This window comes from Desulfobotulus alkaliphilus (assembly GCF_007830435.1).
GTDB lineage: Bacteria > Desulfobacterota > Desulfobacteria > Desulfobacterales > ASO4-4 > Desulfobotulus > Desulfobotulus alkaliphilus.
Map to the genome: position 1 here is coordinate 91968 of NZ_VLLC01000010.1, position 15201 is coordinate 107168.

General features: G+C 53.7%; 11 protein-coding genes. 1 reads left to right on the plus strand and 10 read right to left on the minus strand.

Annotation, left to right across the window (positions count from 1 at the left end; translation table 11 throughout):
* Window positions 1-39: 39 nt before the first annotated feature.
* Entirely contained in the window at window positions 40-1389 is a 1350-nt protein-coding gene (locus tag LZ24_RS07780) for an acetyl-CoA hydrolase/transferase family protein (RefSeq protein WP_144684253.1), read from the plus strand.
* Between the two features lie 49 nt (window positions 1390-1438).
* Here LZ24_RS07780 and LZ24_RS07785 read toward each other — a convergent pair whose 3' ends face one another.
* The 10 genes from LZ24_RS07785 to LZ24_RS07830 form a co-directional block, all read right to left on the minus strand.
* Entirely contained in the window at window positions 1439-4507 is a 3069-nt protein-coding gene (locus LZ24_RS07785; RefSeq protein ID WP_144684255.1) for an efflux RND transporter permease subunit, read from the minus strand.
* On the minus strand, window positions 4504-5613 hold the full coding sequence (locus LZ24_RS07790) for an efflux RND transporter periplasmic adaptor subunit (RefSeq protein WP_144684257.1): 1110 nt from the start codon (window positions 5611-5613) through the stop codon (window positions 4504-4506). Before LZ24_RS07790 ends, LZ24_RS07785 begins: the two co-directional genes overlap by 4 nt.
* A complete protein-coding gene (locus LZ24_RS07795; protein WP_144684259.1) occupies window positions 5610-8036 on the minus strand; it encodes a TolC family protein in 2427 nt (808 codons plus the stop codon). The genes LZ24_RS07790 and LZ24_RS07795 overlap by 4 nt, the downstream gene beginning before the upstream one ends.
* 287 nt (window positions 8037-8323) lie before the next feature.
* Complete coding sequence (locus LZ24_RS07800; RefSeq protein WP_186442993.1) at window positions 8324-9451, minus strand: LPP20 family lipoprotein; 1128 nt, start codon at window positions 9449-9451, stop codon at window positions 8324-8326.
* 215 nt (window positions 9452-9666) lie between these two features.
* Window positions 9667-11502 (minus strand): caspase family protein, encoded by a 1836-nt coding sequence (locus LZ24_RS07805; protein WP_144684263.1) that lies wholly within the window; start codon window positions 11500-11502, stop codon window positions 9667-9669.
* Window positions 11499-11864, minus strand: a complete 366-nt coding sequence (locus LZ24_RS17185; protein WP_222427580.1) for an addiction module protein — start codon at window positions 11862-11864, stop codon at window positions 11499-11501. Before LZ24_RS17185 ends, LZ24_RS07805 begins: the two co-directional genes overlap by 4 nt.
* 162 nt (window positions 11865-12026) lie before the next feature.
* Window positions 12027-13046 (minus strand): reverse transcriptase domain-containing protein, encoded by a 1020-nt coding sequence (locus tag LZ24_RS07815; RefSeq protein WP_222427581.1) that lies wholly within the window; start codon window positions 13044-13046, stop codon window positions 12027-12029.
* The gene (locus LZ24_RS07820) at window positions 13025-13360 is read right to left on the minus strand and encodes a four helix bundle protein (RefSeq protein WP_144684269.1); all 336 of its coding nucleotides are present in this window, start codon (window positions 13358-13360) and stop codon (window positions 13025-13027) included. Before LZ24_RS07820 ends, LZ24_RS07815 begins: the two co-directional genes overlap by 22 nt.
* The gene (locus tag LZ24_RS07825) at window positions 13357-13794 is read right to left on the minus strand and encodes an HRDC domain-containing protein (RefSeq protein WP_186442996.1); all 438 of its coding nucleotides are present in this window, start codon (window positions 13792-13794) and stop codon (window positions 13357-13359) included. The genes LZ24_RS07820 and LZ24_RS07825 overlap by 4 nt, the downstream gene beginning before the upstream one ends.
* A 165-nt stretch (window positions 13795-13959) precedes the next feature.
* The gene (locus LZ24_RS07830; RefSeq protein WP_144684273.1) at window positions 13960-14814 is read right to left on the minus strand and encodes a formylglycine-generating enzyme family protein; all 855 of its coding nucleotides are present in this window, start codon (window positions 14812-14814) and stop codon (window positions 13960-13962) included.
* Window positions 14815-15201 lie beyond the last annotated feature (387 nt).

The following is a 15201-nucleotide window of genomic DNA, read 5'->3' on the forward strand; positions in this document are numbered from 1 at the left end:
TCATCGGAAACCCGGAAAATTTAAATGAAAGGAAAAATAATGAGTTACCAAAAAGAGTATCAGCAGAAACTTGTTTCTGCGGAAGAAGCCATGAAATGCATTCGCTCCGGAGACCGGGTGGACTACAGTTTCATGACCACCAAGCCCGTTGCCTGTGATGCGGCACTGGCTGCCCGCCACGGAGAACTGCAGGATGTGGAAGTATATGCGGCCATCACGGTGCTTCCCGTTCCTGAAGTGGTCAAGCATCCCCAGAGCTTCATTTACCACGACATGCACTTCAGCAAAATCAGCCGCATCATCCAGCGGGATTTCAACCTCTGCTACTATGTACCCATCATGTACCATGAGGCGGGAAAATGGCTGAGGGAAGGGATTGCCAGCCAGCACCATGTGTTCATCGGTCAGGTCTGCCCCATGGATGAGCACGGATACTTCAACTTTTCCATCACCAACTCCGCAAGCCTTGCCAATGCCCAGCACTGCGAAAAGGTCATACTGGAAGTCAACCCCAACCTGCCCGTGGCTCTGGGAGGAGCGGAAGAATCCATCCATATCTCTCAGGTGGATTATATCGTGGAAGTGAAGGAAGACATGCCCGTTTTTGAGGCTCCTGCAGCAGAGCCCTCAGATGTTGACCGGCAGATTGCCGCCAATGTCATGGGATTTATACATGATGGCTGCTGCATTCAGCTTGGCATCGGCGGCATGCCCGATGCCGTGGGAAAAATGATTGCCGCATCGGATCTGAAAAACCTTGGGGGCCATACGGAAATGCTGTCCGAGGCCTATGTGGACATGATTGAATCCGGCCGCATGACGGGTATTCACAAGCCCTTTGACAAGTGCCGGGTACCCTATACCTTTGCCCTTGGGCCTAAGCGTCTTTATGATTTCATCCATAACAATCCTGCGGTGGCTTCCTACCCGGCCCAGTACACCAATGATCCCCGCCGCATTGCCCAGATCGACAACTTCATCTCCATCAACAATGCCGTGGAAGTGGATCTTTACAGTCAGGTGAATGCGGAAAGTGCGGACATTCACCAGATTTCCGGCAACGGTGGCATGTGGGACTTTGTCATGGGTGCCCAGTGGTCCAAAGGCGGCAAAAGCCTGATCTGCCTCGCTTCCACCGCCACCAACAAGGAGGGCCAGCGCATCTCCCGCATTGTTCCCCACTTTGATCCCTGCTCCATCACCACCATTCCCCGCCAGCAGGTGGATACCATTGTCACGGAATACGGAGTGGCCGAAGTCCGGGCCCGTTCCACATGGGAGCGCGCCGAAATGATGGTGAACATTGCCCACCCCGACTTCCGGGATGAGCTGATCAAAAAAGCCGAAGCCCAGAAAATCTGGAAGCGCTCCAACAAAAAAGACGCCTGATACGGCAAACAACCCAATGACAGGGGCAGGCCTTCACGCCTGCCCCTGCTCAGTTAAAACGCACGCGAAAAAGCAGGGCATAAAGGACAGGCACCACCCCAAGGGTCAGCACCGTTGAAAAAATCAGCCCGAAAATAATTCCCACGGCCATGGGCGCCCAGATGGGCCCTCCCCCCCAGAGCAGGGGAACCATGCCAAGGGCCGTAGTGGCCGCACTCAGAAGAATGGGCCTCATACGCCTGCATGCCGCCTCCACGATGGCCTCCTGGGGCTTACGTTTCATCTCTTCCATTTCAATGCGGATACGGTCCAAAAGCACAATGGCATTGTTCACCACAATACCCGAAAGGGAAATAATCCCCAGCAGGGTCATAAAACCAAAGTACAGCCCTGTCATATGAAGCCCTGCCACAACACCGATCAGCCCCAGGGGAATGGTGGTCATGATGATGAGGGTTTTACGGAAAGAGTTGAACTGCAGCATGAGCAGCATCAGAATGATAAAAGCCCCCACGGGAATCTGTTCCATGATGGCGGCATTGGCCTGGGTGGATTTTTCCCTTTCTCCGCCAAAGGCGTAACGGAATCCCATACCCCATGAAACCATTTCCTGATCCAGCCAGGGCTCCATGCTGCGAATCACCTCTTCCGCCGTATATCCCGGCATGAGCCCGGAGCTCACCGTCACCGTACGCAACCTGTCCCTGCGCAGCACCTCCGAGGGCTGCCAGACAATCTCAATGTCTGCCACCTGACTCAGGGGAACGGAACGCCCCGTGGCCTGGGCATAGACATGGATACTCTCCAGCTTGCCGATATCCTTTCTGTCTGCGGCAACACTGCGCAGGGAAACGGGAATCAGCTGATCACCCTCCCTGAATTCCGTGAGGGTGAAACCGGAAAGACCAGTCTGAAGGCTGATGGCAATATCCTGACTGGAAACCCCGGCCATGCGGGCTCTGGGCTGATTCACCCGAACCACGAGCTTTTTGATCCTTCGCCCCCAGTCATCGGATATCTGGCGTACCCCCGCTTCCATGGCGAGACGCTGCTTCACCTCTTCGGCAATGGCAAAGAGCTTTTCCGTATCCCTGCCGGAAATCCGTATCTGCACAGGATCCTGTACGGGCGGGCCGTTCTGGATTTTTTTCAGTTCAATTTTTGCATCGAGATATCTTTCTTCCACATAGGCTTCCATCTCAGCCTTGATACCCGGCATGAGATCAAGATCCGTTATATTAATAATCATCAGGGCATAGTGGGGGACTCCCTGCTCAGGCACATGGGTTAGCAGATATCTCGGCCCGCCCTGGGCGATGTGGGTTACCCAGCTCCGGATGCCTTCGCTGCGATCCGGCCCCGTAAGAAAACCTTTTCTCATGAAGGCTTCCACATCCTTTACCATGGCCTCGGTACTTTCTATGGTGCTGCCTGCGGGAAGCTCCAGCTCGGCCGTAAAAAAAAGTCGGTCCGATGGCGGAAAAAAAATCACGGGAAGGTAGCGGAAGGTGTACATCACAGAAAGAAAAAGCATGAAAACAAGACCCAGGCTCAGGCCCCTGTGCCGCAGGGAAAGCCCCAGCATCTTCCGGTAGATCCGGTAGAAACCACTGTTGTAGGTCTTCTTCCCTGCCCGGCTTTTTCTTACCTTCAGTACCTTCGTGGCCAGCAGGGGAATCAGGGTCATGGAAATCAGCCAGGAAGACAGAAGAATCAGGGTTACCACCTTGAAAAGGGGGGCGGTGTACTCCCCGGTGGTGGATTTGGCGAGGAATATGGGAAGAAAGGAGGCCGCCGTCGCCAGTGAGGATGTCAGAAGGGGAACGGTGAGTTCTCTGGCAGAAGCAATGGCCGCAGCCACAGGCGCTTCCCCTTCCTCCATGCGCACACTGACAGACTCACTCATGACAATGGCATTGTCCACCAGCATACCCAGAGAAATCACCAGAGAAGCAAGGCTCATCTGATCAATGCCGATGCCGAAAAATGCCATAAGCATCAGCCCCATGAGCATGGTCATGGGAATCAGGGCCGCCACCACAAGGCCCGTGCGCAAGCCAAGTGCAACAAAGGTGATACCTAAAACCATCAAAACCGCCTGAAAAAGATTTTTCTGAAACTGGCTCACCTTGTCCCGCACCTCACCCGGCGAAAAATTCACCAAATGAAACTCAATGCCATAGGGATAATAAAACCGCACCCCTTCCAGCAGCCCGGTCACGGCATCTCCCAGATCAATGAGATTACCTCCCTCGCGCATGGATACGGCAAGACCTATGGACGGAATGCCGTTGGCCCGCATCATGCTGGACGGAGGATCTGCGTAGCCCCTGCGGATATCCACCATATCCCCCAGAAACAGCATTTCCGCCCGGCCGGGTACCTGCACCACGGTCTGCCGCAGCTCATCCAGGGACTCGAAATTTCCGGAAGGTTCCAGGGCAATGCGCTCGCCCTCCACATCAATGGCGCCTCCGGGAATAATGATGTTCCTTGACTTCAGTATGCCCATGAGCTGATAGGGGGATATACCCATCTCCCCCAGTCTTGCATTGCTGTACTCCACAAAAATCCGCTCTTCCTGAACACCGTAAAGGTCCACCTTGGCCACTTCGTCCAGCATGAGCAGGGCATCCCGCACCTCATCGGCCACCGCCTTCAGTTCCCGGTAGGTGTAATCTTCACCGGTGATTCCTATGAGGGTGCCGAAAACATCGGAAAACTCATCATTCACTATGGGCGCATATACGCCTTCGGGAAGTTCCAGAGCGGCCCGCTCCACCTTGCGCCGCAGGTTATCCCAGATGGGTCGCATGTTCCGGTAGCGCTCCTTCACCCATACATCAATGATGGAAACCCCGGTTTTGGACTGGCTTTTCACATAATCCAGCTCAGGAATTTCCTGAATCACCTTTTCAAGCCTGTCCGTGACCAGCTGTTCCACCCGCTCCGGAGAAGCGCCGGGGAAATAGGTCACCACCCTTGCAACCCGCAGCACAAAACCCGGATCATAATCCCTGGGAAGATCCCTGTAGGCAATGAGTCCGCCAACAACAATAACAAAGAGAAAAACAAGGGATATGCGGTTTTTTTCTATGGCAAGGCGGGTCAGGTTCATGGCCTGCCCTCCTTCCAGAGCTTCACCCTGAGCCCATCATGGATGTGGGCAATACCCGCTGTCACCAGAAGGTCGCCGGGTTGCAGCCCCTCTGCTATCTCCAGTCCGTCGGCCCTTATCCCGGCGACTTCCACGGCCTGCCTTCTCACCCTGGCGGTTTCCCCGTCTTCCATAAGATCCAGAGAATAGACAAAACGGCCCTTTCCATCCTCACCAACGCTTCGGAAAGGGACGACTGGCCCCCTGCTGCTGCTCACATCCATGGAGACATCCACCTCCGCAGCCATGCCGGGAAGGATGCGCACATCCGGATCTTCCAGTCTTACCGTCACGGGAAAGGTGGTTTCAAGCCCCATGGACGAGACCCCCACCTCAGTGATGATGCCAGTATATTCGCCATTGCCAAGGGCATCCACCCGGACTTTAACGGGCATACCCTCACGCACACCGGAAATATGGATGGCAGGCACGGCAATACGGACATCCACGCCTGTACCGCAGTTAATGACTGCCACGGCCTGACCGGCTCCCACATTCTCGTTTTTCTCCACGGGCACAGCCGCCACGGCACAACGATCCGGTGCTTCCAGCCTGGCATAGGTAAGCTGGCGCCTGGCCAGAGCCAGCTGGTTCTCGATGGAACGTACCGCTGCTTCCGCCGATTCCGCACCCGTTCTTGCCGCATCCAGCTCACTGCGGGAAGCATTCCGCCGCTCATAAAGGGCCTGCACTCTGCCATAAATGGCTTCGGCATTCCTTGCCTGGGCCTGGGCCCGGCTGAGGGCAGCCTCGGCTTCCTGAAGTTTCAGTTGAAAATCCGTGGCATCCAGCTCGGCAATAAGCTGTCCCTTTTCCAGCACGTCTCCCACCCGCACATGGAGTTTCTGCAGGGTTCCGGATACACGGAAACTCATGCGGGATGCCATACCCGCGCGGGCAAGACCTGTAAATGTCCTTACCCGAAGCCCTTCATCGGCCTGCACCTCAATATAACGAACGGGCCTCAGTTCGGGTTCCTGCACTTCATGGGGAACTTCCCTGCAGCCTGCAAAAACCAGCAGTATCAAAAAAACGCATCCCAGTATCAAAGGTGATTTTTTCTTCATTCCTCTCCCCCTCCCGCAGAAACCACAGGCAGATCCATCCCCGAATCCTCAAAATGCCTTTTCAGGCGCTCAAACATGGCATCCCTGGCCTCCAGAGTTGCAGAAAAATCCACGTTCCCCAGAAGACGCTGGACAGCCATCAGATCCTTTAAAAAATCATAGACACTGGTGGCAGACATCTGCTCTGCCACAAGGCTTGCATGCTGGGCATCCAGAAGTTCCATGGCGGAAACCACCCCCCGCTCATAGGCATCGGTAACCAGCTCCAGATTCTTTGAGGCAGCCGCAGCAGCATCCGAAGAAAGCCGTATGCCCGGCCAGGATGCCGTGGTCCTGTGCAGGGCCACCCGCATCCTGGCCTCCAGCCCTTCGGCTGTCTGCAATCTGCGGGTACGCAGGGCCTCCAGCCTTTCAAGCCCTTCATCCAGAGCAGCCGGTCTGGCCCCGCCCGTCATCAAAGGATATGAAGCACGGATTCCCACCTGCCATCCGAAATCCTCGCTTTCCGGCAGCTTTATGGGCGGCACCCCGGGCATAAGTTCGATTTCCGCAGCACCGCTTCCCCTGCCTTCGGAAACCAGACGCTGACGCATCCCGCCTTCGGCCAAAAGATCCGGCAGATACCAGGATCTTCTGGCCGCAAGAATGCCCCTTCGGGCCGCTTCCATGGCCAGCTCCACACGCTCCAGCTCCGGTGCCTGATCCCTGGCCTCTGCCACCACAAAATCATGGAAAACTCCCATACGACCCGGATTCTCCGAAAACCAGCGGATACGGGGATCACTCACAAAGAAAAGGGGATCAGAAAGCCTGGTATCCGAAAGAAACACAGGCTGATCCAGAGGCCGGTTCAAAATAAGGTTCAGGCCCGTTTCCGCCTGCCGCAGCAGAGATCTGGCTTCCAGAAGTGCCTTGCGGGCCGAAGCCAGACGGCTCTGCCATCGATAAACTTCCGAAGGCCCTGCATATCCAACCTCCCTGCGATTTTCCGCCCGTTCCAGGTTCGCCCGGCTCAGATCCAGATCATCTTTGCGGATCTGCACCAGACGCCCTGCCCGGAGTACATCCAGAAAAGCCAGGGCCGCAGATTCTGCAATATCCAGCGCCACCTGCCGACGCATCACCTGCTGCGTTTTCAGCTCTATGTCCGCCACATCCGCAAGACTTCTCTTTTTTTCGGAAAAAAGAATCTGTCGCAGCATCACTTCTGCCCAAACCTCCTCTTCGGGCTGACGCCCCATACTGGAAGCCGCATTTTTACTGTCCGTAACACGGCCTTCCAGAGAAAAAAGAGCCTGAGGCCGCAGGGGCGAACGCTGACTCCGGGCCAGGGCTTTACGGATGGCCTCCTCCCTTTCCGCCAGTCTGATTTCCAGATTGGCGGAAAGGGCAGCCTGCACGGCCCCGTTAATGGCAAGGGGCCTGCCAGTGGGATGCGGGTCTTCATGGATCAGATCCGCATCAAGCAGAATATCCCAGTCCGGATACACCCCGATGCGTCTGGCTGTTTCCATATTAACCGTAAAATCCATGTCCGGATGAAAGGCAACGGAAAGACTTCCCGCATCCCTGCCCAGAAGAATCTGCTGCACATGCAGGGCAATACGTCTGGAGAGACGATTGATACGCTCGGAAGGTGCCATACCCGCAAGAATACCCCTTTCAACCTCATCCCTGCCCCAGAGGGAAAAGGATGGCAGTTTTTTTTCTTCAAGCCCCTGAATCAGAAGAGCAAATTCATCATTAGAAAATCTCATCAGAGGAGTAATGAATACAGCGTCCACGGATTTCGGAAGAGAAGCCAGTAAAGGAGCTGCTTCCGATGCCGCAGCAATGAAATCAATCTCCACCCCAAATTTTTTCCCTGCGCTTTTTGTCCTTTCCGCAAGATCAGGCAAGCCAGCCACAATGGTTTCATCACCAATGAGGGCCAGCCTTTTAAAGGGTACCATGCGGCCGAAGGCTTCCATGTCCCTGTCAAAATTCTGAAATGATTTGATGTAGTTGAGATTTCTGACCCCGGAGCTTCCCTGACTTTCGGGCAGATTCTGGAGATTTGCATCAATCACCAGCGAGGCAATGGCAGGTTTTTGAAGATTATCCCTGTGGCAGAGAAGATGTGAAGAAATAACGCCTGCGGCAATGACCATATCCGCCATGGAATCTGTCAGGGCTCTTTCCACCTGCCGGCCGATTTCCTTCACATCCCAGTTCCCGGAAAAATGCAGGGCCTCTGGAAAACGGACATCAAATTCATTTTTTGTCAGATCCAGAATCTCGGCCTTCAGCTCTTCAATACCGCCATAACGCATTGCAGGACCATCTTCTATGACAGCGATATGCACCACAGGGAGATCCGCAAATACCGGGCTGCCGGAAACAAAGCAGAATATCCCCAGCAGTAAAATAATTTTCCGCCGCATTCTTCCTCCGTCACAGATAAAAACATCGTTCCGCAAGCAGCCAAGATAACTTGCACCAGCACTGTACCGCTGAAGTTACAGCAGTAAAATTTCAGAACAGGATGTCTGAACTCTTATCTTTTTTAAAAAATTTCTTCTACCATGCACCCATTCACTAAAACTGTCAAGAAAAGGTAAAGATCACTCACCCTCTTCTTTTTGCCATAAAACCCTCTGCTGGGACGGGTAAAAATATACTCGGCATGGTCATTTTGGTGACAAATCAAAATTACACTAAAATTTTTAAATCACCTTGTCTCCACCTCCAGCAAAGACACCCGGCTTCCCGGAGGAAGGGCCTCAAGGAAAGCAGCCAGCCTGTGGGCACCGTAACTGCCCTCCCCGGAAACAAGGCCCTCCACATCCCCAAGATGGCGAAAACGAACCAGCTCCAGAGGCTCTCTGGTAAACACGGCAATATAGGTGTCCAACTGTGCCACACCCTGCTCAAGGATGGCGTTGGTGAAAAAATCCCAGGCCTGTTCCGGCACCCTGAGACTGCCCGGCCCTGCGGCAAGGTTGTCTTCCATTACACTTACCCTGCCGTCTGGATAGAGGTTGAAAAGGGAAAACCAGCCAGACGATGGCAGGTCGTCCATGCGGAAAACCACCTGCTCTCCGTGACGTAGACGGTTGGGCAGGCGTTTTCCCGAAGGCGACTCCATGAAAAGTCTGCTTTTACCCGAAGCATATACGGAAAAATCAAAGAGTCCCTTGACTTCCGCAAGGGCTAAAGACTCCCTGCAAAGGCTGATAATCCATAGGCCATCCTTTCTTTCCAACGAAAGGGGCAGCACCCTCTCCCCTTCTCCGTGGGGAGATGAAAGAAGGCTTTTCAGCCGCCGTGCCAGAGGACCGGATGTCAGGGCTTTTGTTCCGTCAAAGCGGAGATGGGCTGGCATGGCAAGGCCTTCGGAAGCCCATATTTTTCTCATGCGTCCGGCAAGGATATCCGCATCGGGGCGTATATCCACCTCCATGGCCACATAGTGTACCCCCTGAAGCACGGCATGCTGGGTGCGCCTTGCCCGCTGCATCTGTCTTCCTGCCTTGAGATGCACCTCTGCGGCCACACGCCTTGATACACTGTCTCCCTGCTGCGTGGTCCTTGTACGGATTTCAGAGGATACCTGCACCTGCATTTCCCTTGAAATGGCAGACAGAGCCATGGCATCGGCTTCGGCCTGGGAAGGGCCTTCACCCACACCCCTGAGAATATTTTTTTCGGATCGAAGGGTTTGGTACCATTGGGGATGAACGGCAAGGGGATAGACAGAAGGGGATTTTATCTCATTTTGAACTGCTGCTGACGGCGCTGGAAGCGTTTTTGGTCCGCAGGCGCTAAGGGCGAAAAAAAGAAGTGGGAAGATCAGCATACAAAACAGCACTCTTGCATGCCTTTCAGAAAAAGCCTCCATCAAAACGCCTCCTTTGAACAGGTTCAGGGCAGGCATGGGGCCTGTCTTCTGAAGTCTTTAGAGTCTTTGAAATCCTTAAGGTCCTTAGGGTCCTTAAAGTCTTTAAAGTCCTTAAAAAAGACCTGAAAAGACCCTAAAATCCCACAAAACCCTCTAACGAAGCCCTGCCCTGCTTATTTCAGGGTTGCCAGCACCCGTTTGGGATCTCCTGTCATGACAGGCATCTGCTCCCGGCCCGAACCCCTTCTGGCCTGATGGGGCACCTCCCTTTGCAGATAGGCCGAAAGTTCCGCTGCTGTGATACGGCCATCTTTATTGACATCCGCAGCACCGGAAAGCCCTGCAATGAAATAATAGGTAAAGAGGGTATGCCCCTTATCCGGATACCAGGTGGCCACCTGACCTGCATCGGCGCTGGTGAAAACAAGGGCATTGTTTACCGCACGGCTGCCCGGTACATTGCGCATCATGGAAGAAATATTGGTAAACAGGGCACCGCCTGCCGAATCCCCGGAAAAACAGGCATCCAGAACCACCGTAAGGCTTTTTGCGGGAAGCTGATCCAGATTGTCATAGAAGACATCCAGAGAATACCCCGTACTGGCAATATAATCCACATGGGCATCTACTGGCACAAGATAGGCGGCTCTGCCTTCCGGCCCCGGTGCCCCGTGGCCCGAATAATAAATGAACACATCGGATTCACCGTCCCGGATGAAGTTTCTGAGCCGCCCAGAAGGATTGCCTTGGGTTCCAAAGGTGGAAAGAAGATCTGAATTTGTGGCATTGGTCAGATCAATAATATTCCTCTCGCTATAGCCCATTGTGGAAACAAGATACTTTTTCATGACCGCCGCATCCCGCTCCGCATAGGCCACATCCACAATGCCCCTGCCCTGGGCCGCATATCGCTGATTGCCGATGATAACAGCCACGGCATGGGGGTTGGGTCTTGAAACCTTGGGAATATTTCTTACAAGCTCACTCTTTTCAAGGGAAACAGGTGGTGCTAAATCCTGTGCTGGCGACCAGATAGTTTCAATAAGTGCATCAGCCTGACCGCCACTGCCTTCGGTTCTCCGGTTTCTGGCAAGGGGCGCAGGCACATCAATGCTGGAAGCATCACCGATAAAGGCAGCAAAGAGCTTGTCATAACCTTCCTTGGCCATGGCCGCATCGGGATATTTTTCATGAAGAGCCTTGGCCCTTGCAACAGACTGTGCCCTTTCTCCCCTGCCAAAAGCCGCATACATGGAAGCAATCTCTTTAGAAATAATCTCATCCCGAAGGCCCTTCACAGCACCGTTGCCGGAAAAGCTTTTTTCAGCAGAAATGGCGGCTGTCAGGGCAGCATCGGTCCGGCCAAGGGCCGCAAGGCTCAAGGCATGGGTGCGTGCGCCCTTTGGATCAAAGGTGAGACCCGAAAGAACCGCCATGCCCGCATCCGCCTTTCCTTCCTGAATGGCCTTCAAGCCTTCGGCCATGCGCATATCCAGCACCTTATCGTAAAGGGCGGCGATGCGTTTTTCAGATGACCATTTGCTTTTGGCAGCCCGGATGGTTTCAAGGGCTTTCTGATTCTGGCCCGCAAGGAGAAGGGCTTCCGTATGAATATGGGCATATCTGGGGCTGCTGGCATCGCTTTTCACCGCCGCTTCCGCAAGGCTCAAGGCTCTGGCAGGGTTTTTCCCGGCATCAATATACATGGATGCAAGGTTGGCCTGCCACTGGGGTTCTGCCTTGGCCTTTACGGCCTTTTCCATGGCTTCAATGGCTTTGTCCCCAGCACCAAAACGCCAGTAGGCCATGGCGAGGTTGGCGGCATATTCCGGCTCAGGGCAAAGGGATTCGGCCTTGATGAAAAGCTGAAGGCCCCTTGTTCTATCCTTTTCAAAATCTTTTACCGCCTGAGCTGCAATGTCTCGGGCCACAGGACAGGTGTCGGCAAGGGCAGGGGTTGCAAGAAGCAAAAAAACGGCAAAGCATAAAAGGGGTTTTACGGGGTTCATGGTCTCCTCCTTGGTTTTATTGAAACGGTATTGCGTATCTTTTCTTTTGGCTCTTCCCAATCCATGTACGCCTCTTCTCCCTTTTCGAGAAGGGCCTCCCTTTCTTCAAGGACGCTTATGTGCCATTCGGGGGATGGCAGTGTATCGCCTTCCCGGCAAAGGTCATCCCACAGCAGCTCCATGGCAAGAATTTTCTCTTCAAAACTCATGGTTTTCAAGGACTGTACCAGACCCATTGGAACCCTCCTTTCCTTTTTTCGTACAGGCTTTAAAGAAAACACCACCCCAAAGAGGCCGTGCTTTCCTCCATGTTCTTCGTCCGGCAGGCCGGAGCGGGAGAGAAGACGGGACACGGGACGCACACGCATTCCATCCGTGAACGAAACACCCCCACCTTCCCGCGTACTGCAAGGCGAAACCCCAGGTTGTTGTTGCGATTATCCGCCCCGTTCCTGTTGCGATTGGCCGAACGGCAGTTCCTGGCGTTGTTGTTCCAGCCGCCGCCCCGATTGACGCGGCGTTCTTCAGTGCGCCTTCTCCCCAAAAAGCCCACGGCTTCGCAGCATAAAGGTATCCGCAAAGGCCATATGGGCAAAAACAGAACGAAGACCGTCCTCGTACTGTGTTTCTGTGATGTTTCCTGTCTTACAGGCTTTTTCCCTTTCTTTCAAACCTTTTAACATGCGCCTCCGGTTGGGGGCGGAAAGCCGGAGAAGACCGGGATATATCCGGAATCCGAGAAAGGGCAAACCATGGATATTTCCATGGATCCGGGTGACACTGGGCTTCAGCCTGAGCCGCAGCACTTCCCCGAGAAAGGCTTCCACGGTTTCAAGGAGGTGACGCATGGCCAGGGCCGAATCCCCGAAGGCCACCATGTCGTCCATGTAACGCAGATAAAAGGGAAGCCCCAGATCATCTTTCAGATGATGATCCAGAGGCGAAAGGTAAAGATTGCCAAAAAACTGGCTGGTCAGGTTGCCAATGGGCATTCCGATACCCGGTGCTTCCCCTCCTGCTGCAAGGATTTTATCGAGAAGATCCAGCACAGAATCTTCCGCCACCTTCCGGCCCACCATCTTCCTTAAAATGCTGTGATCCACACTGGCAAAATAGCTTTCCACATCCACCTTCAGATGATAGCGGCTTTTCCGGAGAAAGGCCTGGGCACGACCCACGGCCTTGTGCATTCCCTTCCCGACCCGGTTGGCATAGGTATCGTAAATCATGGAAGGTTCAAAAACCGGCTCCAGTACCGCCACCAGCGCATGATGCACCACCCTGTCCCGGAAGGGAGCGACACTGATGACCCTGCGCTTGGGATCCTGAATGACAAATTTCCGAAAGGGCCCTGGACGATAAGAGCCGGAAACAAGCTCTTCGCCAAGGCGTAAAAGCTCTCCTTCCTGCTGAAGATGAAAGCGGCAGGCCTCCCGGCCCCTGCCCGACCCCCGAAAGGCTTTCCGGAAAGCGGCTTCAAGGTTTTCCCGGCTCACCAGCCTTTCCCAAAGACCGGTAGGAATTATCCTCCGCTTTTTGCCCATCCGCCCACCATCCTTCCCGCTTCTTCCACCATATCGGAAATCCGCTGCCATGTTCCATTTGCCAGATAGGTTCTTTCCCTTGCAAGACGCAGAAAGACCCGCAGTTTTTCAAGATCCAGGTTGATTTTTCGCAGAATCGGCCCCCGGTTCCGGGTATAGATGGCTTCGAGAATGTCTTCCATCACAGCCATGGCCAGCACCACAGTACGGTCTCCCATGGTAAAACGGGCGGAACGGGGATAGCTTTCCACTGCGGTAAGGATGGCTTCCAGGGTACGGTACCAGTGCAGATACAAAGGGTAATCTTCCTTCATTTGCGCTCCTGAAAGCTTTGCACCAGTTGCAGGATGTCTTTTCCGTATTTTTCAAGTTTGGCGGCTCCAAACCCCTTCACCGTTTTCAGGGCCTCCAGAGTCTGGGGCATGGTGCGGGCAATCTCCCCAAGCTCCCGGTTGTTGGCCACCAGAAAAACGGGAACCCCTTCCTTTTCCGCCCGGCTTTTGCGCCACTCTTTCAGGCGGTGGAAAAAGGCCTTGGCCGGGCCATTCAGGTCGAGTTCCGGCGGCGGGCTTTCTCCTCCAGCCAAAGGGTCGCAGAAGAGAAGAACCGTCCAGTAACTTCTGCCCCCCTCCTGAAAAAACTCCGCCTTCCAGGAGACAAGCTGTTTGTTCAGGAGAAAACGATCCAGAAGGCTGTCATCAAACCCGCCTTTTTCCGGATGAAAGGGAAAGGTCAGAATTTTGAACATGAATCCTCCTGAGGGATAGGGAAGGCTTCGCCCGGCGGCTCGTGTTTTGGGACGTATGGCCATAAACCCGGCCACGTCCCAAAACACGAGCCGCTTGAGGCGGCCTTGCGGCCGCAAAAAGGAAAAAAACGCTACAAAAGGTAAAAAAATAAAAAAGACAAAAGGTTAAGATCCTGCAAGGCGAAACCCCAGGACGTTGCCGCGATAATCCGCCCCGTACCTGCTGCGATTGGCCGAACGGCAGCGCCTGGCGATGCTGTACCAGCCGCCGCCCCGAACGACGCGGCTACCGCCTGCGCTTGACGCATATATGGGATCCGTTTTGGGCAATGTCTCATAATCTTTTTTGTACACATCCTGAACCCACTCCCACACATTACCGTGCATGTCATACAACCCCCAGGCATTGGGTTTAAAGGAAGCCACTTTGACTGTGGTTTTTCTGTAACTGCCCTTAGGACACCCGGATAAGGGATAGTTACCGTCATAATTGGCATCACTTGTGGAAAGGCAGGTGCCAAAAGCAAAAGGCGTATCTGTCCCCGCACGGGCCGCATACTCCCACTCGGCTTCTGTGGGCAGGCGTACCGTAAGTGTTTTATCCATGGCATTGAGTTTTTTAATGAATTCCTGAACATCATTCCAGGAAACCTGCTCCACAGGGCAATCTTTGCCGCAGTTTTTAAAACGGGAAGGATTGCTGCCCATCACCCTTTCCCACTGCGCTTGCGTCACTTCCGTGGTCATCATGTAAAAATCTTTAGAAATCTTAACCCGGTGACGTTTTTCATCATCAAACCGCCCCGGCTCATTTGAAGGAGACCCCATCCAGAACTCCCCGGCAGGAATCTTCACAAAGGTCATGCCCAAAGAATTGGTGATTTTATCTCCGGAAACTGAGCCACCGATGCGGTAATTATCTTCCCAAACAGGAATAAAAGACTCATCCATCCACCCAAAAACTGGCAGGGTCAGAAATGAAAAAAACAAAATACATGTAAAAATTTGCCGCAGCACCATGATTCCTCCATGCTCTGAAATCCGTCAAAAACCAAAAAAGCCTCAAAAAAAAGATGCCCCCACCATAAACCATGGAGACATCAGGAAACAAGCCTTCAATTTAAACATAAAAAGGAGTGCCCCCCCGTGCTTGCCCAAAACTAAAGCAGGCACGGGGGCTTGCCCCTACAATATATTCCAAACGGTCAACGGTGAAACTACGAAAAGCCCCCCGCTCTTGCCAGAATTTCAGATGTTCACACCCCTTTTTGCTTTATAAGAAATTTCAGGCGTACGATGTACAGCAGAGGCCATTGTAATAGTAGAAGCGGCTTACAGCCGCTTTAAAGAATGCGCCAGGATGGCGCATCTACAAAACGCAGCAATACGGTGCAGGCTGCTGTTCAG

What these genes read in the sequence shown, in the direction of transcription:
- LZ24_RS07820 (WP_144684269.1), bottom strand. Translation starts at nt 13,360, where the DNA reads ATGAAGGAAGATTACCCTTTGTATCTGCACTGGTACCGTACCCTGGAA.
- LZ24_RS07790 (WP_144684257.1), bottom strand. Translation starts at nt 5,613, where the DNA reads ATGAAGAAAAAATCACCTTTGATACTGGGATGCGTTTTTTTGATACTG.
- LZ24_RS07815 (WP_222427581.1), bottom strand. Translation starts at nt 13,046, where the DNA reads ATGGGCAAAAAGCGGAGGATAATTCCTACCGGTCTTTGGGAAAGGCTG.
- LZ24_RS07800 (WP_186442993.1), bottom strand. Translation starts at nt 9,451, where the DNA reads ATGCTGATCTTCCCACTTCTTTTTTTCGCCCTTAGCGCCTGCGGACCA.
- LZ24_RS07785 (WP_144684255.1), bottom strand. Translation starts at nt 4,507, where the DNA reads ATGAACCTGACCCGCCTTGCCATAGAAAAAAACCGCATATCCCTTGTT.
- LZ24_RS07795 (WP_144684259.1), bottom strand. Translation starts at nt 8,036, where the DNA reads ATGCGGCGGAAAATTATTTTACTGCTGGGGATATTCTGCTTTGTTTCC.
- LZ24_RS07825 (WP_186442996.1), bottom strand. Translation starts at nt 13,794, where the DNA reads ATGTTCAAAATTCTGACCTTTCCCTTTCATCCGGAAAAAGGCGGGTTT.
- LZ24_RS07805 (WP_144684263.1), bottom strand. Translation starts at nt 11,502, where the DNA reads ATGAACCCCGTAAAACCCCTTTTATGCTTTGCCGTTTTTTTGCTTCTT.
- LZ24_RS07780 (WP_144684253.1), top strand. Translation starts at nt 40, where the DNA reads ATGAGTTACCAAAAAGAGTATCAGCAGAAACTTGTTTCTGCGGAAGAA.
- LZ24_RS07830 (WP_144684273.1), bottom strand. Translation starts at nt 14,814, where the DNA reads ATGGTGCTGCGGCAAATTTTTACATGTATTTTGTTTTTTTCATTTCTG.